18 protein-coding genes are annotated in these 19,268 nt (G+C 61.9%); 7 read left to right on the forward strand and 11 right to left on the reverse strand.

Annotation, left to right across the window (positions count from 1 at the left end):
• Nucleotides 1-101 precede the first annotated feature (101 nt).
• On the forward strand, nucleotides 102-1,967 hold the full coding sequence (locus G0P99_RS07820) for an ABC transporter ATP-binding protein (protein ID WP_239059723.1): 1,866 nt from the start codon (nucleotides 102-104) through the stop codon (nucleotides 1,965-1,967).
• A gap of 3 nt (nucleotides 1,968-1,970) precedes the next feature.
• On the opposite strand, the gene eda is transcribed toward G0P99_RS07820, so the two are convergent.
• The 5 genes from eda to G0P99_RS07845 form a co-directional block, all read right to left on the reverse strand.
• Nucleotides 1,971-2,606 (reverse strand): bifunctional 4-hydroxy-2-oxoglutarate aldolase/2-dehydro-3-deoxy-phosphogluconate aldolase, encoded by a 636-nt coding sequence (gene eda, locus G0P99_RS07825; protein WP_164128823.1) that lies wholly within the window; start codon nucleotides 2,604-2,606, stop codon nucleotides 1,971-1,973.
• Nucleotides 2,607-2,610: 4 nt separating this feature from the next.
• Nucleotides 2,611-4,416, reverse strand: a complete 1,806-nt coding sequence (edd, locus tag G0P99_RS07830) for a phosphogluconate dehydratase (RefSeq protein ID WP_164128824.1) — start codon at nucleotides 4,414-4,416, stop codon at nucleotides 2,611-2,613.
• Nucleotides 4,417-4,418: 2 nt separating this feature from the next.
• The gene (gene zwf / locus G0P99_RS07835) at nucleotides 4,419-5,870 is read right to left on the reverse strand and encodes a glucose-6-phosphate dehydrogenase (protein WP_164128825.1); all 1,452 of its coding nucleotides are present in this window, start codon (nucleotides 5,868-5,870) and stop codon (nucleotides 4,419-4,421) included.
• A gap of 793 nt (nucleotides 5,871-6,663) precedes the next feature.
• On the reverse strand, nucleotides 6,664-8,907 hold the full coding sequence (gene ptsP, locus G0P99_RS07840; RefSeq protein ID WP_164128826.1) for a phosphoenolpyruvate--protein phosphotransferase: 2,244 nt from the start codon (nucleotides 8,905-8,907) through the stop codon (nucleotides 6,664-6,666).
• A gap of 47 nt (nucleotides 8,908-8,954) precedes the next feature.
• A complete protein-coding gene (locus G0P99_RS07845; RefSeq protein WP_164128827.1) occupies nucleotides 8,955-10,193 on the reverse strand; it encodes an aspartate kinase in 1,239 nt (412 codons plus the stop codon).
• 182 nt (nucleotides 10,194-10,375) lie between these two features.
• Here G0P99_RS07845 and G0P99_RS07850 point away from each other — a divergent pair, with 182 nt between their 5' ends.
• A complete protein-coding gene (locus G0P99_RS07850) occupies nucleotides 10,376-10,729 on the forward strand; it encodes a hypothetical protein (RefSeq protein WP_164128828.1) in 354 nt (117 codons plus the stop codon).
• On the opposite strand, the gene G0P99_RS07855 is transcribed toward G0P99_RS07850, so the two are convergent.
• The 5 genes from G0P99_RS07855 to G0P99_RS07875 all read right to left on the reverse strand — a co-directional run bounded on the left by G0P99_RS07855 (nucleotide 10,723) and on the right by G0P99_RS07875 (nucleotide 13,774).
• A complete protein-coding gene (locus tag G0P99_RS07855) occupies nucleotides 10,723-11,361 on the reverse strand; it encodes an SDR family NAD(P)-dependent oxidoreductase (RefSeq protein WP_164128829.1) in 639 nt (212 codons plus the stop codon). The genes G0P99_RS07850 and G0P99_RS07855 overlap by 7 nt on opposite strands.
• 1 nt (nucleotide 11,362) lies before the next feature.
• Entirely contained in the window at nucleotides 11,363-11,800 is a 438-nt protein-coding gene (locus G0P99_RS07860) for a DUF1178 family protein (protein WP_164129261.1), read from the reverse strand.
• Between the two features lie 77 nt (nucleotides 11,801-11,877).
• A complete protein-coding gene (locus G0P99_RS07865) occupies nucleotides 11,878-12,369 on the reverse strand; it encodes an NUDIX hydrolase (protein WP_239059724.1) in 492 nt (163 codons plus the stop codon).
• A gap of 101 nt (nucleotides 12,370-12,470) precedes the next feature.
• Complete coding sequence (locus tag G0P99_RS07870) at nucleotides 12,471-13,229, reverse strand: EcsC family protein (protein WP_164128830.1); 759 nt, start codon at nucleotides 13,227-13,229, stop codon at nucleotides 12,471-12,473.
• Nucleotides 13,230-13,285: 56 nt separating this feature from the next.
• Complete coding sequence (locus G0P99_RS07875; protein WP_164128831.1) at nucleotides 13,286-13,774, reverse strand: GNAT family N-acetyltransferase; 489 nt, start codon at nucleotides 13,772-13,774, stop codon at nucleotides 13,286-13,288.
• A gap of 82 nt (nucleotides 13,775-13,856) precedes the next feature.
• Between G0P99_RS07875 and G0P99_RS07880 the strand changes: the two genes are divergently transcribed.
• Together G0P99_RS07880 and G0P99_RS07885 are read left to right on the forward strand one after the other, a co-directional pair.
• Nucleotides 13,857-14,462 carry a flavin reductase family protein gene (locus G0P99_RS07880; protein WP_164128832.1) on the forward strand — a complete coding sequence of 202 codons (606 nt, stop codon included), beginning with the start codon at nucleotides 13,857-13,859 and terminating at the stop codon, nucleotides 14,460-14,462.
• Nucleotides 14,462-15,100, forward strand: a complete 639-nt coding sequence (locus G0P99_RS07885; protein ID WP_164128833.1) for a CatB-related O-acetyltransferase — start codon at nucleotides 14,462-14,464, stop codon at nucleotides 15,098-15,100. The genes G0P99_RS07880 and G0P99_RS07885 overlap by 1 nt, the downstream gene beginning before the upstream one ends.
• A gap of 118 nt (nucleotides 15,101-15,218) precedes the next feature.
• On the opposite strand, the gene G0P99_RS07890 is transcribed toward G0P99_RS07885, so the two are convergent.
• Complete coding sequence (locus G0P99_RS07890; RefSeq protein ID WP_164128834.1) at nucleotides 15,219-16,853, reverse strand: SulP family inorganic anion transporter; 1,635 nt, start codon at nucleotides 16,851-16,853, stop codon at nucleotides 15,219-15,221.
• Between the two features lie 162 nt (nucleotides 16,854-17,015).
• On the opposite strand from G0P99_RS07890, the gene G0P99_RS07895 reads away from it, so the two are divergent.
• The 3 genes from G0P99_RS07895 (at nucleotide 17,016) to G0P99_RS07905 (ending at nucleotide 19,249) form a co-directional block, all read left to right on the forward strand.
• On the forward strand, nucleotides 17,016-17,597 hold the full coding sequence (locus G0P99_RS07895) for a hypothetical protein (protein WP_164128835.1): 582 nt from the start codon (nucleotides 17,016-17,018) through the stop codon (nucleotides 17,595-17,597).
• Nucleotides 17,598-17,672: 75 nt separating this feature from the next.
• Nucleotides 17,673-18,545 carry an S-methyl-5'-thioadenosine phosphorylase gene (locus G0P99_RS07900; protein WP_164128836.1) on the forward strand — a complete coding sequence of 291 codons (873 nt, stop codon included), beginning with the start codon at nucleotides 17,673-17,675 and terminating at the stop codon, nucleotides 18,543-18,545.
• Nucleotides 18,546-18,619: 74 nt separating this feature from the next.
• Nucleotides 18,620-19,249 carry a LysE family translocator gene (locus G0P99_RS07905; protein ID WP_164128837.1) on the forward strand — a complete coding sequence of 210 codons (630 nt, stop codon included), beginning with the start codon at nucleotides 18,620-18,622 and terminating at the stop codon, nucleotides 19,247-19,249.
• Nucleotides 19,250-19,268 lie beyond the last annotated feature (19 nt).

Below are 19,268 nucleotides of genomic sequence, written 5' to 3' on the forward strand. Positions count from 1 at the left end.
CGGGTCAAGCTGCGCAATGCTTGCGCCACGGCGGTCTCCTGCTTAAATGGGCCGACCATGACACGCGATCTGTCCCCATTCCCCCGACCAAAGGCCCGACCATGAGCGCAAAACCGATGTCCTCGCGCGAGCTGGTGGGCTGGCTCTGGCGAAACTACCTCAAAAGCCGGATGGGCCTGCTCGGCATCGCGATGCTGTTCATGCTGCTCGAAGGCTCGATGGTGGGCGCGATCAGCTACATGATGCAGCCGATGTTCGACGAGATCTTTGTCAACGGCAACGCCGATGCGCTGGTCTGGGTCAGCCTTGCGTTTTTCGTGATCTTTTCAGTCCGCGGCATGGCCAGCGTCGGTCAAAAGGTGCTGCTGGCGCGGATTTCGCAGGAAACCGCAGCACATCTGCGGCAGGACTTGCTCAAACGGCTGATCCGGCAGGACACCGCCTTTCACCAGACCCATCCGCCGGGGTTCCTGATCCAGCGGGTGCAGGTGGATGTGGGGTCGGTCAACCAGGTCTGGCAGGTGATCATCACTGGCGCGGGCAAGGATCTGGTGTCGCTCGTTGTGCTGTTGGGTGTAGCGGTGAATGTTGATCTGGTCTGGACGCTGGTAATGCTGGTGGGCGTGCCGATCGCCTTTCTGCCGATTGCGGCGGCACAACGATACGTGCGAAAAAAGGCCGCGATGGCCCGCGATCAGGGCGCGACGCTCGCGACCCGGCTGGACGAGATTTTCCACGGTATCGTCCCGATCAAGCTGAACGGACTTGAGGAATACCAGCTCGACCGTTTCGGCGGACATATGAATACCTATGTCCGGTCCGAGGTGCGCGCCTCGTTCGGCACGGCCTCGATCACCGGGCTGGTCGACGTAATGGCGGGGCTCGGCTTCATGGGCGTGCTGCTTTATGGCGGGGCCGAGATCATCGCCGGGGAAAAGAGCGTCGGCCAGTTCATGAGCTTTTTCACCGCCATCGGCCTCAGCTTTGACCCGATGCGGCGGCTGGCCTCGATCTCGGGCACCTGGCAGGCGGCAGCAGCGGCGCTGGAACGGATCAAGGACCTGCTCGACGCGCCGATCCTGCTCTTGTCGCCGCCCAAGCCGGTTCCGGCCCCCTCGGGCCTGCCTGGAATCGCGCTCAAGGATGTTTCGCTCTCCTATGGCGACGCGCAGGTGCTGCGCAAGTTGTCCCTGACAGCCGAGGCGGGCAAGACCACCGCTTTGGTCGGTGCCTCGGGCGCGGGCAAGTCCACCATCTTCAACCTGCTGACACGTCTGGTGGATCCGCAATCGGGCAGCGTCTCCGTGGGTGATGTGCCGGTTGGCAAGATGTCACTGGAGAAGTTGCGTGGCCTCTTCTCGGTGGTGACGCAAGAGGCGCTGCTGTTTGACGAGACCCTGCGGGAGAACATCCTGCTAGGCCGTACCGATGTCAGCGAAGCGCAGCTGAAGCAGGTGCTGGATGCCGCCCATGTCTCGGATTTCCTGCCCAAGCTGGAAAATGGGCTGGATACCCTGGTCGGCCCGCGCGGCTCGGCCCTGTCGGGGGGACAACGGCAACGGGTGGTGATCGCCCGGGCGCTGTTGCGCGACACGCCAGTGCTGTTGCTGGATGAGGCGACCTCGGCCCTGGATGCGCAATCGGAAAAGGTCGTTCAGGCGGCACTGGACCAACTTTCCGGCGGTCGCACGACGCTGGTCATCGCGCATCGCCTGTCCACCATCCGCAACGCCGACAAGATCGTGGTGATGGAACGCGGCGAGGTCGTGGACGAAGGCAGCCATGAAGAGCTTCTGTCACGCGGCGGCATCTATGCCGACCTCTACCGTCTTCAATTCGAAGGCGGTAAGGAGTTGGTGGACCCGGTCGGCGCCGCGGCCCAGCGCACCCATGCCAGCGATGACCCGGATAGGTCAGGTGGCTGGTACAAACGGCTGATGTTACGGATCTTTCGCGGATCGGACTGAGACTTACCGCGCCCGCCCCAGCCGCGAGGCTGTACAGGCGAGGGCCTCGATCCCGGCCCAGTCGCCCGCCTGCACCATCTCGCGGGGGGCAACCCAGCTGCCACCGGCGCAGACCACGTTGGGCAGGCTCAGGTAGGTATCGGCATTCCCGGGGGACACGCCGCCCGTCGGGCAGAATGAGATTTGCGGCAAAGGGGCGCCGATGGCCTTGAGCGCCGGTGCGCCGCCCGATGCCTCCGCCGGGAAGAACTTGAGCATGTCATAGCCCATCTCCAAGAGGCGCATCGCCTCGCTGGCGGTGGCAGCACCGGGCAAAAGCGGCAGACCCTCCGCCTCGCAGGCGGCGATCAACCGGTCAGTGGCCCCCGGCGACACGCCGAACCGGGCACCGGCGGCCTTGGCGGCGCGGACATCTTCGGGCGTGACCAGAGTGCCGGCGCCGACCACGCCGCCCGGCACCTCGGCCATGCGCCGGATCGCTTCGAGTGCGGCAGGCGTTCGCAGGGTCACCTCGAGCGCAGGCAGACCGCCCGCGACAAGCGCTTCGGCCAATGGCCGAGCCTGCGCCGCGTCCTCGATCACCAGAACGGGCACGATCGGGGCCAGTTCACAGATTGCCCGTGTTTCGGTGGATTTCATCGCCCTACCCTCCAAAGATGCTGGCGCCGGTGTCGGCAGATCCGACAACCGCGCGGAAAGCCGAGAACAACTCGCGCCCGGTGCCAAATTGATTGCCCGACAGGTCCGCCAAGACGGGCGCACGATCGAGCGCCCCATCTGTCAGGATGTCGAGAACGCCAGTATCGGCATCGACCCGCACCATGTCGCCATCCTGCAGCTGCGCAATCGGGCCGCCATCCAGCGCCTCGGGCACCACATGGATCGCGGCCGGAACCTTGCCCGAGGCACCAGACATGCGGCCATCGGTGACAAGGGCCACCTTTTGCCCGCGCCCTTGCAGGATCGACAGGATCGGGGTCAGCGAATGCAGTTCGGGCATGCCGTTTGCCTTTGGCCCCTGGAAACGGACCACCACGACCATGTCCCCGGTGAGTTCTCCGGCCTTGAAGGCGGATTTAACCTCTTCCTGATCGTGGAAAACCCGCGCGGGTGCCTCGACGACCCGGTGTTCCGGGGCGACTGCCGAAACCTTCATCACAGCCGTCCCAAGCGAGCCGGTCAGCCGCGACAGGCCGCCGGTCTGCTGGAACGGGTCCGAGGAGGGGCGCAGGATCTTGTCGTTGAGACTGTGATCCGGGCCGTTCTGCCATGTCAGCCCGGTATCGGTCAGCTTGGGCTCCTGCGTATAGCGCTCAAGCCCCTGTCCGGCGACCGTCTGCGTGTCGGGATGCAGAAGCCCAGCCTCCAGCAAGGTATGGATGGTGTATCCCAGCCCGCCCGCAGCATGAAAGTGGTTCACGTCCGCCAGACCATTGGGATAGACCCGCGCGACCAGCGGCACGACCGAGGAAATCTCGGCAAAATCGGCCCAGTCCAGCAGGATGCCGCCTGCCCGCGCCATGGCAACAAGATGGATGAGCAGATTGGTCGATCCGCCTGTCGCCATCAGCCCGACGATACCGTTGACATAGGCGCGTTCGTCCAGGATCTGCGCAACCGGGGTGTAGCTGTTGCCCAGAGCGCTGAGCGCAAGAGCGCGGCGCGCGGCCTCTTCGGTGAGGGCATCGCGCAGACCGGTGTTCGGCGGCACAAAGCTGGCCCCCGGCAGGTGCAGACCCATGAACTCCATCAGCATCTGGTTGGTATTTGCGGTGCCATAGAAGGTGCAGGTGCCCGGCCCATGATAGGCCGCCATCTCGGCCGCCATCAGTTCGGCCCGGCCGCACTCGCCCGCCGCGAATTTCTGGCGCACCTTGGCCTTTTCATCGTTGGGCATGCCGCTGGTCATTGGCCCGGCGGGAACAAAGACGGCAGGCAAGTGCCCGAAGGTCTGTGCCGCGATCACCAGGCCCGGCACGATCTTGTCGCACACACCCAGAAACAACGCAGCATCGAAGGTGTTGTGGCTGAGCGCCACACCGGCCGCCAGCGCGATCACATCGCGGGAGAACAGCGACAGTTCCATACCGGGGGCGCCTTGCGTCACGCCATCGCACATGGCCGGCACGCCACCTGCCACTTGCGCCGTCCCACCCGCTGCCCGGGCTGCGCGGCGGATCAGGTCGGGGTAACGTTCGAACGGCTGATGCGCCGACAGCATGTCGTTATAGCTGGTCACGATCCCGAGGTTGCCCGCGGTGCCGCCCGCCAGTTTCTGCTGGTCCTCTCCGGCACCGGCATAGGCGTGCGCCTGACCCGAGCAGCTCAGATGCGCGCGCGCAGGTCCGTTGGCCCCGGCAGACTCCATCCGTTCCAGATACGCGGAGCGAGGGGCGGAACTGCGTTCCGTGATCCTGTCGGTGACGCGTTTGATGACCGATTGAACCATGCTCAACCTCCGATCTGGCGCCAGCGGCGGCCGTCGCGATGCATCAGCATGAGCGCCTCCTCGGGGCCGGAACTACCCTGATCATAGGGGAAGGGTTTGTCTCTGGTCCGCTCCCACCCTTCGATGATGGGATCGGCCCAGGCCCAGGCCGCCTCCACCTCGTCGCCGCGCATGAACAGCGTCTGGTCGCCCCGGATCACATCCATCACCAGCCGTTCATAGGCATCCTGCGGTCGGGAATCGGCGCCCAGCGCCTCGGCAAAGCTCATGTCGAGCGGCACTTCGGCCAGACGAAAACCACCCGGCCCCGGATCCTTGATCGTGGTCCGAAGGGTGATCCCTTCGTCCGGTTGCAACCGGATGATCAGCTTGTTGCCGTGAACAGGTTCCACATTGGGGAAAATCGTATGTGGCGGATCGCGGAATTGCACCATGATCTCGGACACCCGCGCGCGCAATCGCTTGCCGGTCCTGAGGTAGAACGGCACCCCAGCCCAGCGCCAGTTGGCAATCCTGACCTTCATGGCGATAAAGCTTTCCGTGCGGCTTTGCGGATCACCAACATGGTCAAGATAACCATCTTCACCTTCATCGGCGCGGTATTGCCCCCGCGCAATGTCCGTCGGCGCGACGGGATCGAGCGCCTCGATCACCTTGACCTTTTCATCCCGCACCGCATTGGGCGTGAACTTCGACGGTGGCTCCATCGCGGTCAGGCACAGAAGTTGCACCAGATGGTTCTGTACCATGTCCCGCATGGCACCGGAGTGGTCGTAATAGGCTTCCCGCCCCTCGATCCCGAGGCTTTCGGCAACCGTGATCTGGACATGGTCAATATGGGTCGCGTTCCATAGCGGTTCGAACAGCGAGTTGGCAAACCTGAGCGCCATCAGGTTCTGTACCGTTTCCTTGCCCAGGTAATGGTCGATCCGGTAAATCTGATGCTCCTGAAAGAACTTTCGCAGGCTGACGTTGAGGTCGCGCGCGGTTTCCAGGTTCCGGCCAAACGGTTTCTCCACCACGATACGGGCGTCGGGGGTTGCCATCCCGTGTTTTTCGAGTTGCCCGGCAATACCGGCAAAGAGTGACGGGCCGACCGACAGATAGAAGGCGCGCACGACATCCGGCCTTAGCCGGTCATTCAGCGCGGCCCAGCCTGCATCCGACATCGCATCGACCGACACATAATCGAGACATCCGAGAAACCGATCCAGAACTGCCACCCTGGAAGGGGTATCCGGCGTGAATTCCTCTATCGCCGCCCTGACCTCGGCTTTGAAATCATCCGGGCTCATGTCGGTACGGGCCGAACCAATGATGCGTGCGTCTTCCGGGACCTGGCCAACTTCGTAGCGGTGAAAGAGCCCGGGGAGGATTTTCCGCCGGGCCAAATCTCCGGTAGCGCCGAAGAGGACCAGATCGAAAGGTTCGACCGGAATAACACGGGATACCATTTTTCCTCCTTTTCGAGGGCTCAGACGATCACACCAAGGCGGCATCACATCCAGATAAATGTTAGCGGTAACATTGCATCATCTTCTTTACGCAGTTCCAAGAGAATATCAAGTCATGGAGAATACAAAACAGCGCTGTCGCCACCTTGGGGCCTGTCAGCGGTCGTAAACGCGCGCCAGGGCAGCCAGAAATCGGTTCAGAAACCTACCTGACGCCTTAGATACGCGATTAATTTGCGAAAAATCAATTATTTACACTTCATCTTCTCACAAATTTCGACCTCAACCTTCGTGGCGACTCGGCGATTCAGAATACCCCGAATCAGCGCGAAAAACAAAGTGAAGTAGTCCAGCTATCATTTTAATAATAAGCGTAGAATCATAGATTCTACCCAATACTTCTCTTCGCCCTTCGCTCTTTCACGCATCCTGTCGCTGTAACGTTCAGGTTAGGCGATCTGGCACCGTCACTTTATCCACTATGCGTCTGTGGATAAAATGTGCGTAATTTTGTCGATCAATCACAACAAGATAATTTGTTTTGAGTTTTTTGCCAGTTTTACAAAAAAAAATCACTAAGTGTTAATAATAGCAAACCCAAACCAGATGAAGTTACCCACAAAATCGACGTGACACGAGCTTGCGCCCACAAAGCTCATATTCACCGTCAGCGTGAGAGTCTGATCCCAATCATCTGAAATTCTGAGAATATTCAGAGAAGGGTGGCACATCTACCGTATATCGGGATTAGCCCCCATTGGAGCTTGTCAGAAAGTAGGAGTCTGGATGTTCTTCAGCCCTGCTGACGGAACCATTCGGTTATCGCGGGTCGCACGGACTGCACGCCCTTGTGACGCTCTGCAGAGATGATCTCGCGTAGTTGCCTCAAGTCTGTTCTCAATAACAAACTCTTAACCGGCCCAATTGAAGCAGGGCGCATCGAAAGAGTGCGAATTCCCATTGCGGCCAGACAGACTGCCTCGATCGGACGCCCCGCATCCTCGCCGCAAAAGCTGAGCGGCGTGCCGGACTCTTCACATCGTTCGACGATTTTTTCAATGAAAGTCAAAAAGCTACAGTTCAACGTGTCATAACGGCGTCGGACACGCTCGTTTTCGCGGTCGGCGGCAAAGAAGAACTGCTTGAGATCGTTACCCCCGATGGAGAGAAAGCCCACTTCGTCAAAGAACTTTTGCGGTGCAAACGCCAGAGATGGCGTTTCGAGCATCGCACCAATTTCCAGGGTTTCCGGCAGCTTGTGGCCCAGAATTCGCTCACGCTCGATGGTCTTGTCCACCTCGGCACGGGCGGCACGGTATTCTTCGGCTTGCGCGACGAAGGGGAACATGATCGTCAACGGACGGCCGTTGGCCGCGCGGATCAAAGCCTGCAACTGCATTCTCATGATGCCCGGCTTGTCCAGCCCGACCCGGATCGCACGCCAGCCCAGCGCCGGGTTGGGCTCGTCAGTTGGCTTCATGTAGGGCAGCACCTTGTCCGACCCGATATCGAGCGTGCGGAAGACCACGCGCTTACCCTGCGCGGCATCCAGCACCCGGGCATAAAGCGCCACCAGTTCCGAGCGTTTCGGCATCTGGTTACGCACAAGAAACTGCAATTCGGTCCGAAACAACCCAACACCTTCGGCACCCGACCCGGTCAGCGATGGCAGATCCGCCATCAGGCCGGCATTCATCACCAGATTGATGCGGTGACCATCCAGCGTGACCGCCGGTTTATCGCGAATCGAGACATAACGCGCCTGGGCATCGGCCTGCATCGCGATCTTATCGCGAAAGGCACTGACAACGCTGTCTTCCGGACGCAGGTGCACGATGCCCTGATCACCGTCTACAAGGATATGGTCACCATTCAGTGCCTCGGTCGTGATACGTTCCGCATGTACAACCAGTGGGATCGCCAAAGCACGGGCGACAATCGCGGCGTGGCTGCCGACCGAGCCCTCTTCGAGCACGATCCCCTTGAGGGAGCGACCGTATTCCAGCAGATCACCGGGGCCGATATTACGCGCAACCAAGATCGGGTCGACCGGAAGATCGGCACCCGTCTGTTTGCCTTGACCAGTCAGGATACGAAGCAACCGGTTCGAGAGATCGTCGAGATCTGCAAGCCGTTCACGGAGATAGGCATCCTGTACCTGCTCCATTCGTGCGCGGGCCTGAGACTGTTCCTTTTCGACAGCCGCCTCGGCACTCAGACCGCGCGCGATGTCCTCTTCCATCCGCCGCATCCAGCCTTTGGAATTGGCAAACATGCGATAGGCTTCAAGGACTTGCAGCTGTTCCTTGTCGCCATTCTGGGACATTTCCAGCATCCGGTCGACGCCGACCCGCAACTCTTCGATCGCCTCATTCAACCGCTCCAGTTCGCGATGCGGATCGTCGGCAATCGGGTTCGTGACAACTACACGAGGTTCATGCAGCCAAACATGGCCCTCGGCGGCGCCCTCTTGCCCGGTTCCGCCCCGGAACATCGCGGACTTCTGGTGGAGCGGTGAAAGAGCAGCGCCTTCGCCCACAAAGGCGCCCAGTTCGGCCATTTCGGCCAGAACCATGGCAACCACTTCCAAAGCATAGACTTCGTCGGCCGAAAACTCCCTGGCGATGCGGGACTGTACGACAAGCACGCCCAGTTTTTCGCCAAGCCGCTGGATCGGGATCCCGAGGAAGGAGGAGAACCGCTCTTCCCCCGTTTCCGGCATATATCGGAAGCCCTTGGCCGAAGGCGCGTCGGGCGTGTTGACGACCTTGCCCGATTTTGCCACGCGACCAACCAGACCTTCTCCCAGACGCATTCGTGTCTGGTGGACGGATTCGGGTTTCAGTCCTTCGGTGGCACAGAGTTCCAGCGTTTCGGCGTCGCGGAACAGATAGACCGAACAGACCTCGGTCCCCATGCTGTCGGCGATCAGATGGGTAATCCGATCAAGACGCGCCTGACCGGCTTCGTCCGACGCCATCGCTTCTCGCAGCCGTCCAAGCAGCTTGCGGGATTCGCTTTCCGTTCCGTCCGCCATGGGCCCCTGTGCCTTACTGTGGTCAGGCGCGCCCGGGTCCGAAAGGATCAGGCCGCCTTGTCCAATTCAAACGCATCATGCAGCGCTTGCACGGCAAGTTCCATGTATTTCCGGTCGATCAGAACGGAAATCTTGATCTCGGAAGTTGTGATGACCTTGATGTTGATCCCCTCATCCGAGAGGATCTTGAACATCTTTGCCGCAACGCCCGACTGGCTGCGCATGCCGATGCCGACGACCGAGACCTTGCAGACGTCATAGTCGACGATCAGCGACTCGAATTCGAGATGGCCCGCATCCCGCACGGCGTTCATCGCCTTCTCGGCCCGCGCCACCTGATCGGTGGGGCAAGAGAAGGTCATGTCGGTGATGCCTTCTTCGGACACGTTCTGCACGATCATGTCCACGTTTACCCCGCCATCGCTGAGCGCGGTAAAGATGGTGGCAGCAACACCCGGACGGTCCTGAACCGAAACAACGGTCATCTTGGCCTCGTCGCGGGAATAGGCCACACCGGAAACGACATTGGATTCCATGATTTCCTCCTCATCGACGACCAGCGTTCCCGCCTCGTCCGTTTGTTCCTCAAAGCTGGAGAGGACACGCAGTTTCACCTTGTAGCGCATGGCCAATTCGACAGAACGGGTTTGCAACACCTTGGCCCCCAGCGAGGCCAGTTCGAGCATCTCCTCGAACGAAATCTTTTCCAGCTTGCGCGCCTTGGAGCAGATACGCGGATCGGTGGTATAGACCCCATCCACATCGGTGTAGATGTCGCACCGTTCGGCCCCAAAGGCCGCGGCAAAGGCCACCGCCGTCGTGTCCGAGCCGCCCCGGCCCAGCGTGGTGATCCGGCCCTCGGGGCTGACACCCTGGAACCCGGCGACCACGGCAACCTTCATGCCTTCGGCGAATTTCTGGTTGATGTTGTGCGGCGGGATATCCTCGATCCGGGCCTGGCTGTGGGCGCTGTTGGTCATCAGCGGCACCTGCCAGCCCTGCCAGCTGCGGGCGGGAATATCCATTTCCTGAAGGGTCAGCGCCATCAAACCCGCTGTCACGTTCTCACCCGACGACACAACGGCATCGTATTCGCGCGCATCGAAAAGAGGCGAGGTTTCGTTGACCCAACCGACCAATTCGTTGGTCTTGCCCGCCATGGCCGAGACGATGACGATCACGTCATAACCCTTGGCCACCTCGACGCCGACGCGTTTGGCCGCGCGTCGGATACGATCGAGATTGGCAACCGATGTGCCGCCGAATTTCATCACGAGCGTTGGCATGGGGGCAAAGTCTCCGCGCCTTGGAAATGGTCTGGAGCCTCATATTCAAGGGGGGGGGCAAGATCAAGGGGGCATTCAGGGCGCACCGATTTGACGCAGGGCGCGGGCGTCGCGAACAGGGTTTACAGCAGGCGGCCCGGATGCGAGCGTCAGGTGACTGTACTCCGGATCAAGGATTGCCCATGCGTGCCACCCTTCTCGCCGCCAGCCTCTGCGTTTCTCCGCTGTCTGTGTTTGCCGCCACCGTATCAGGAACCGACGGACAGAACGCGCTGGGAACCGTGCCCTGTGCAACCGCCGGTCTTGCACTGTCGGATTGTCCGGCGGAACTGCGCCGCAAGGAGGACGGGACCGCAACACTGGCTGTCATCCTGCCCGGTGGCGAAGTGCGCAATATCTACTTCGAAGGCGGAAAACCGGTGTCAAGCAGTTCGCCCTCTTCCATCAGTTCGGAAACGATTGGGGGCACAATGCGGATCTTCATCGAACCAGGCGAAGTTTTTGAACTACCTGTGGCGGCGGTCGCGTCTCAATAAGGATGCGCCCGTCCGTCCCAGGTTTCGAAACACCCGGTCGTTTCCAGGGATAGCGCGGCAAACCGCTCTGCCAGCCCTTTAGCGGCAGCATCCACGGTGATGTCTGCGGCTCCGCCCCCCATGTCGGTCTGCACCCAGCCGGGGTGATAGATGCCCACGGCAATCCCATCGCCCGCAAGATCCGCGGCCAGATTACGGCCCAGATTCAGCGCCGCGGCCTTGGAGGCGCGATAGATATAGCTGCCGCCAGGCGCCCGCGTATGCGACGCCATTTGCGACGAGATGATCGCAATCTTGCCCCGCGCGGCGCGCAGGTTCGGCAGCAGCGCCTGAACCGTCAAGAACACGCCGGTGACATTCGCCGCAAACGTATCGGCCCACATCTGGGCCGGATATCCGTCGATCTTTTGCCCCTTGTCCAGATAGACTCCGGCATTGCAAACCAGCAGGTCCAAATCCTGCCCGGCCAGCGCGGCGGCCATGTTCCGTTGCTGTTCAGGGTCGGTCACATCGAGCGAAATCTCGCAGCTTCCATTCCGTGCGGCACCGGTTACCCGGTGCCCTTGTGCGCGGTATTGCTCGACCAGGGACTTCCCAATTCCCCGGTTCGCTCCGGTGACGACGACATGCACGTTAATTGGCCTTTCGGTTGGGCAGAAACGGCAATGGAGATACCGGAATGCCATCCTCTAGCAGGGCTTTTGCCTCTTCGACCCTTGCCTCCCCATAGATCGAACGCTCGGGCGTTTCACCCAAGTGCATTTTGCGCGCTTCCGCAGCGAAATCTTTTCCGACGTAATCCGAATTTTGTTCGATTTTCTTGCGTAGCTCCGCCAGCACCTGTTCTGCCGGACTGGCCGGAGTACTCAGAGGACGTTCGGTATCCTGCGATCCGGCCGCAGACCGCGCCGGGCGGACCCGGGGGGTCATCATCGCCTTTTCAACCTGATTGCCACCGCAAATCGCACAATTCACCAATCCAGACGCAGACAGCTTGTCGAACGCCGCCGCCGACTGGAACCAGCTCTCGAAGCTGTGGCCTTCGCTACATTTCAGAGAATATTGAATCATCAAGACATTCCCTTGCGGTCTGACAAGTAAATATCCACCGAACCGCCAAGATCAAGTGGACCTTCCGACGCGCGCGATCAAAACTGCATCTGACGCAAGTGATCCAGATCGACAGAACCAAGCAAGCGCGCCAAGTCAGGTTCACCGGCAATCTTGGCCGCCTTTGCCACTGAGAACCATTTGCGCCTGCGTTCACCACGTTCGGGATACCTGTCGGCCAGTTCGCTGACATGGATCGGATAGACCTGCACCATACAGGGGACCGGCCCTCGTTTCCCAAGGATCTTTGAATAGAAGAAAAGGCCCACGCTGCTGGCATGAACGGTTCCGATGACGCCGGCCTCTTCCCAAGCTTCGCGCGCGGCGGCGCCAGCACCATCGCGCCCCTTCATCGGCCAGCCCTTGGGGAGTATCCAGCGCCCTGTGCGGCGCGTCGTTACCATCAGCACTCTGAGCGTTTCACCTTTGAACCGATAGCACAGAGCCCCATATTGCATATGGGTCGTCGCAAGGCCGGTTTCGATGGAAAACTCTGGCTGAGGCTGTGGATTCATTGACACATCGACCATGATGACCTGCCACTCCGCCGAGCGACCGACTCGAGGGGTGACGCTGTCCTTACCTCATGGCCGCACCCCGGTACATATCTGAATTCCGGGGAATCGCCCGTTCAGCGCGCGGCAAGCGCCATACGGTCGCTCAGACGGGACACCAGCTCGCCATGCGGGATGTCCGCGTCAATCGCCAGCTTGCGCAGCCCGAAATGGACATGCGCGATCTGCTGATAGTACCGGGTATAAACATAGTTCACCGACGCACCGGCCATGGCCCCAAGGATCGGCACCGATTGAACCGCCAGTTTCTGTCCCATGGCCGCCGCCAGCCGCGGAGCAACTGCGGCGATCATCTTTTGCATCGCATTGCCGGTCAGGGTCAGCCTGAGTGAAACAAAGCCCAGGTCAGCGCCATCGTCCACTGCCAGCGGGCCCGCGGCCGAAAACACCCGGATACAGTCGAATTGCACGTTTTCCGAAGCCGGATCAAAGCCGTAACTGGCCGCCACATCCTGTATTGCCCGCAACAGAACGGTGGTTGTGACCGGCAGTTCCACAAGCGCGGTGGACAGACCGCCCAGCCCGCCCGCCGCGCCCATCGCCGTTGTCCAGACCATGTTGCCGCGTTCGGTTTGTTTCGGCACCGCGCGCCGCGACCCTTGCGCCGCCCGCATCGCCAGGGAAAGGGCGCGTTCGGTCGCCTCGGTCAGGCCGCCCCGCACCTGCTGCGGCAGCTTGTCCAAAAGCGACTCGGCCTTGCCGCCGACCGCATTCAACACCTGGATGCCGATACCGCCCGCGGCCCGATACCGCTGCGCAAGCGCATCCAGTTCGACCTCGACATCAACCGGCGCGACAATCACGATATCCTGCATGGACTCACCTCCCGATCCCGATCAACATCGGGTTTGTTCAACCGGATTTCAACGGATCACCTTGTCCAGCGGGTAACGTGGCCGGTAACGCTCTTCCAGGCATCCGGCGTCAGTTCCAGCCCCAGAACCCGATCCGGGTTCGTGGGCGGCGGCATGATCACGCCATCAAGCCGGGAGAAGCCGAACCGGCTGTAGTAAGGGAAATCGCCGACAAGCATCACCCGGTCCCAACCGCTGTTGCGCCCGGCCTCAAGCCCTTCCTGGATCAGAAATCCACCCAACCCTTCGCCCTGATGGGTCGGGTGTACCGCAACCGGCCCCAGCAAGAGTGCGTCAGCGGCACCCACGTGGACGGGCCAGAACCGGATCGCGCCCGCCATGGTGCCGTCACTGTCCCGTGCAACCATCGACAAACCGGTGACGGGCGGGACGTCGTCGCGCAATCGGTAAGACGACAGCGCCGTGCGGCCCGGAGCAAAACACAGGTCATATAGCGCCTCGACTTCCCACCAATCGTCCGGTGTTTCCGGTTTGACTTCGATCACCTTCCGCCCTGCCTCTCCTCTTGGGTGGAAATCGCCCTATCACTTCGTTACCCCTAGGGCAAACGCTTGGAGACAACCGCACATGTTCTACCGCCCCGAAGACGGACACGGCTTGCCGCACAACCCGTTCAACGCGATCATCACCCCCCGGCCGATCGGCTGGATCTCGACCCGTGCCGCGGATGGCACCAACAATCTGGCCCCCTACAGCTTCTTCAACGGTGCGGCCTATGTCCCGCCGCAAGTGATGTTTTCGACTACGGGCAGCAAACCGGACCAGGACAATACAAAAGACACCGTCGCCAATATCGAGGCAACCGGTGTCTTCTGTGTGAACATCGTCGAATACGCGATGCGCGATGCGATGAACGCAACATCCGCGACATTGCCGCGAGAGATCGACGAATTCACCCATGCCGGGCTGATACCCGAGGCGTGCGAGACCATCGCCTGCGCCCGAGTCGCAGGTGCCCCGGCGGCGCTGGAATGCAAGCTGACCCAGATCGTCACCCTGCCCGGCGTGTCAAACCGGGTGGTCTTTGGCGAGGTGACGGGCATCCACATGCGCGACGATTGCCTGAAGGATGGGATTTTCGACGTCACGACCTACCAGCCACTGGCCCGGCTCGGCTATCGCGACTATACCGTGGTGCGCGATCTCTTCACCCTTGCCCGGCCTGACGACTGATGCCGCTGCCCGAGGCCAGCCGCCGCTACCCGATCACCTTGCCCGACGGAACGGAACATGCCGGCACCGTCTTTCTGAACCGGGTGATCGAACATCCCCGGTTTCGGGCCGGGGACTACAGCTATGCCTCGGATTTCGACCCACCGGCGGATTGGGCGAACCGGCTGGCGCCCTATCTGTTCCCGAATTCCCGCGAAACGCTGACACTTGGGCGGTTCTGCCAAATCGCCCACGGGGTGCGCTTTATCACCGCCTCGGCCAATCACGCGATGGACGGGATCACCTGTTTCCCCTTCCCGGTCTTCGACCCGGCGCAAATGACCTCCTACCAACCCGACTGCCGCGATACCGTGGTGGGCCACGATGTCTGGATCGGCTATGGTGCGATGATCCTGCCCGGCGCCCGGATCGGAGACGGCGCCCTCATCGGGGCCGGCGCAGTGGTGCGCGGCACGGTGCCGCCCTATGCGGTTGTTACCGGTAATCCTGCGCGGGTGATCCGCTACCGGTTTGACCCGGACACCATTGCTGCGCTTCTTGACCTGCGCTGGTGGGACTGGACACCCGACCTCATCAGCCGGGCCGAACCGGCACTCCTGACGGGCGATCTCGCTGCGCTTACCGCTCTCGCCCTCTGATCCCTCTTTCCTCTTACCTAAAATATCCCGGAGCGCGAGGCAGCGCCTCGCATCCCGCGCCAAATGGCGCGGCAAGAAAAGAGCGCGCGCCGTTAGGCGCGCGCCGCTTGGTAACAGTTCAGTGCGCGCCCAAGATGCCGGTTCGCACCGAGTAATCCACAGCCAGCCCGTAATCGGGGTCATCGTCACTGTCGACCATCAGATGCCCGGCCTTGGTCAGCAGCTGGTGGCAATCGCGGCTCAGATGCCGCAGCATCACCTGCTTGCCCGCCGCCTCGTATTTCAGCGCCACCGCCTCGATCGCCTGCAAGGCCGACTGGTCAACAACCCGGCTCTCCTTGAAATCGACGATCACGGTGTCGGGGTCCTGTTCGACCTCGAAGAGTTCGACGAACCCGTCGGTCGAGCCAAAGAACAGCGGCCCCTGGATTTCATAGACCTTGGCGCCCTTCGCCGTGTGCGACTCGCGCGTAACCGCGTGGATGCGCTTGGCGTTATTCCAGGCATAGGCCAGGGCCGAGACAATGACCCCCACCACCACGGCAACTGCGAGGTCCTCCATCACCGTGACTACGGTGACCAAAACGGTGACAAAGGCATCGGTCAGCGGCACCTTGCGCAGGATCATCAGCGAGTTCCAGGCAAAGGTGCCGATCACCACCATGAACATCACTCCGACGAGCGCGGCCAGCGGGATTTGCTCGATCAGCGGTGCGCCCACCAGGATGAACACCAGCAGGAACAGCGCCGCCGCGATACCTGCCACACGGGTCCGGCCGCCGGATTTCACGTTGATCATCGACTGGCCGATCATCGCACAGCCGCCCATGCCGCCAAAGAAGCCGGTCACCACATTGGCTGCGCCCTGGGCGATGCATTCCTGGCTGGCGCCACCGCGCTTGCCGGTGATGTCGCCAACCAGGTTCAGGGTCAGCAGCGACTCGATCAACCCGATGGCGGCGAGAATGACGGAATAGGGCAGGATGATCTCCAGCGTTTCCCAGTTCAGCGGCACCATCGGAATGTGGAACTGTGGCAGACCGCCCTTGATCGAGGCCATGTCGCCGACCCGCGGCACATCCAGCCCGGCGCCGATCACCAGCGCCGCGACCACCGCGATGCCAGCCAGCGGCGCCGGAATGACGCGGGTGACCCGCGGCATGATCCAGATCACCACCATGGTCAGTGCCACCAGCGCCAGCATCAGCATCAGCGGCCCGCCAGACAGCCATTCCCCGCCGCCCAGCCCGTGACCGGTGTTTTCCATGCTGCCAGGCACCTTGAACTGTCCCATCTGCGCCAGAAAGATCACGATGGCCAGACCGTTGACAAAGCCCAGCATGACCGGATGCGGCACCAGCCGGATGAACTTGCCCCATTGCATGACCCCGGCGACCAGTTGCAACAGGCCCATCAGCACCACGGTCGCAAACAGGTACTCGACCCCGTGCTGTGCCACCAGCGCGACCATCACCACCGCCAGCGCCCCGGTCGCACCCGAGATCATGCCCGGCCGCCCACCGATCAGCGCGGTGATCAGCCCGACCAGAAAGGCGGCATAGAGCCCCACCAGCGGATGCACCCCGGCGACAAAGGCAAAGGCCACCGCCTCGGGCACCAGCGCCAGCGCCACGGTCAGCCCCGACAGTAGCTCGATCCTGAGCCGCGAGGCGGTCAGCGGCTCGTCCGGCATCCAGCGCAGATCGGGAATGGCGAGACGATTGGCAACACTTGCCAGGAAGGCACGGGGCATGGGTCAGATCCAGATGGGGAGTTCGCGTTCCGGGCTTTGTAACGAAACGGGACCCATCCGGCCATGGCATCACGCGGGTAGCAGCCATGCGCAGCACACATGACTACCCGGATCGCGGCAACGTGATTTGCGGATAATACATGCGCCACACAGTTTTGAGCTATGCGATTTCTGACCCCTCTCCTGTTCACCACCCTCGCTGCCCTGCCCGCACTTGCCCAAGACATGCAGGGCAGGGATACCGCTGGCAACTGGCAGGTCACCCATCACCGGTTGATCGGCATCTGGGATTCCATGTGCGACGAGCGCGTGGAACAAGGACACCTGGTACAGCGCTGCTATCTGCGGCATGTGGATGTGTTCTCGCCTCAACCCGCGTTTGCCGCGCAATACCTCTTTGTCACACCCGAGGACCAAGGCTTCGCGGTCGAGATTGGCATCGAACCGGGCACGCTGTTTGCCCCCGGGGGCATCCGTGTCGAGCGCGCTGAGAGCCGGGTCTGGCACAGCAACTGGCCCGGCTGCCTGACCGGCTTGGGGTGTAACTTCTCGGGCAGCAGCGCCGAGGAGCTGATCACCGCAATGCGTCAGGGCGAAACCTTCCGCTTCACCTTCCGCGACCGGCACGGGCTGGCGCAGGACCTTGCCTGGCCACTCGACCAGTTCGAGGCGGCCTGGCAGGATTTTCTGGCGCAATCCCGGCAGCGCAGGCTGATCTGCGAAGGTGACTGCCAGGGCGGATAAGCCGCGCCCTTGAAAAACGCGCCGGAATCCGCACAACTCGGACGCGAAACGCCCGCAACAGGAAAAGGCCCAGACATGCGCAACACCAAGATCGCCGTGATCGGCGGCTCCGGCATCTATGACATCGACGGGCTGGACGCGGCGGAATGGGTCAGCGTCGACACCCCATGGGGGGCGCCCTCGGACCAGATCCTGGCCGGGCGGCTGAGCGGGGTCGACATGGCCTTTCTGCCCCGGCATGGGCGCGGCCACGTGCATTCGCCGACCGAGGTTCCCTATCGCGCCAATATCGACGCGCTGAAACGGCTGGGTGTCACCGACGTGATCTCTGTCTCGGCCTGCGGATCTTTCCGCGAGGCGATGGCACCGGGGCATTTCGTGATCGTCGACCAGTTCATCGACCGTACTTTCGCGCGCGAGAAAAGCTTCTTTGGCACCGGCTGCGTCGCCCATGTGAGCGTCGCTCATCCCACCTGCCCGCGCCTGTCGGACGCCTGCGAGACCTCTGCCCGCTCCGCTGGCATCACGGTACATCGCGGCGGCACCTATCTGGCGATGGAAGGGCCGCAATTCTCAACCCTGGCTGAATCCAAGATGTATCGCGAACATTGGGGCGCCGATGTGATCGGCATGACCAACATGCCCGAGGCGAAACTCGCCCGCGAGGCCGAGCTTTGTTATGCCTCCGTCGCGATGGTCACCGATTACGACAGCTGGCACCCCGAGCATGGCGAGGTGGACGTGAGCCAGATCATCGCCACGCTCATGGGCAATGCCGACAAAGGCCGCGCCATGGTCAAGGGCCTGCCCACCCTCTTGGGCACCGCGCGCACGCCCTGCCCGCATGGCTGTGACCGGGCTCTGGATCATGCCATCCTGACCGCACCCGACGCTCGCGACCCGGCGCTGCTCGCCCGGCTTGACGCGGTTGCTGGCCGAGTGCTGTGAGACCGAACCGGCGCTTGACCTCGAACCAGAAAGCAGGCTGACTGCGGTCTGCACTTTCAGTTCGGAGTAATACCATGCCCCTCGATCTCTGGCTGGCTTTTGTCGCGGCCTCGACCGCCCTCTTGTTGATCCCCGGCCCGACGGTACTGTTGGTGCTGAGCTATGCCCTGTCGAAAGGGCGAGGAGTGGCCGTCGCCTCCGCTACCGGGGTGGCATTGGGCGACCTGATCGCGATGAGCGCCTCTCTGGCCGGGCTTGGCGCGCTGGTGCTGGCCTCGGCCACGCTGTTTACGGTCCTTAAATGGGTCGGAGCCGCCTATCTGTTGTGGCTCGGCTACCGTCTGTTTCGCAGTGCAGGTGCGGCCGGACTGACCCAGGTGCCGGTGTCACACGAGGTCAGCGCACGCTCGGTCTTTACTCATGCCGCCGCCGTCACCGCGCTCAACCCGAAATCCATCGCCTTTTTCATCGCCTTCGTGCCCCAGTTCCTGCGCCCCGAGGTGCCGCTGCTGCCGCAGTTCGCCGTGCTGATCGCAACCTTTGTGGGCCTTGCCTGGCTGAACGCGCTTGCCTATGCGATGTTGGCTGATCGCTTGCGCCTCTGGATCGGGCGGCCAACAGTGATCTCTGGTCTGACGCGTACGGGTGGACTCACGCTGATGGGTATGGGAATTGCAACTGCCCTGTTGCGTCGCCCGGCGTAAGACCCGCGTCGACGTGGCT

Origin of the sequence: Ruegeria sp. PrR005, assembly GCF_010500245.1 — a bacterium.
Taxonomy (GTDB): domain Bacteria; phylum Pseudomonadota; class Alphaproteobacteria; order Rhodobacterales; family Rhodobacteraceae; genus Ruegeria_B; species Ruegeria_B marisflavi.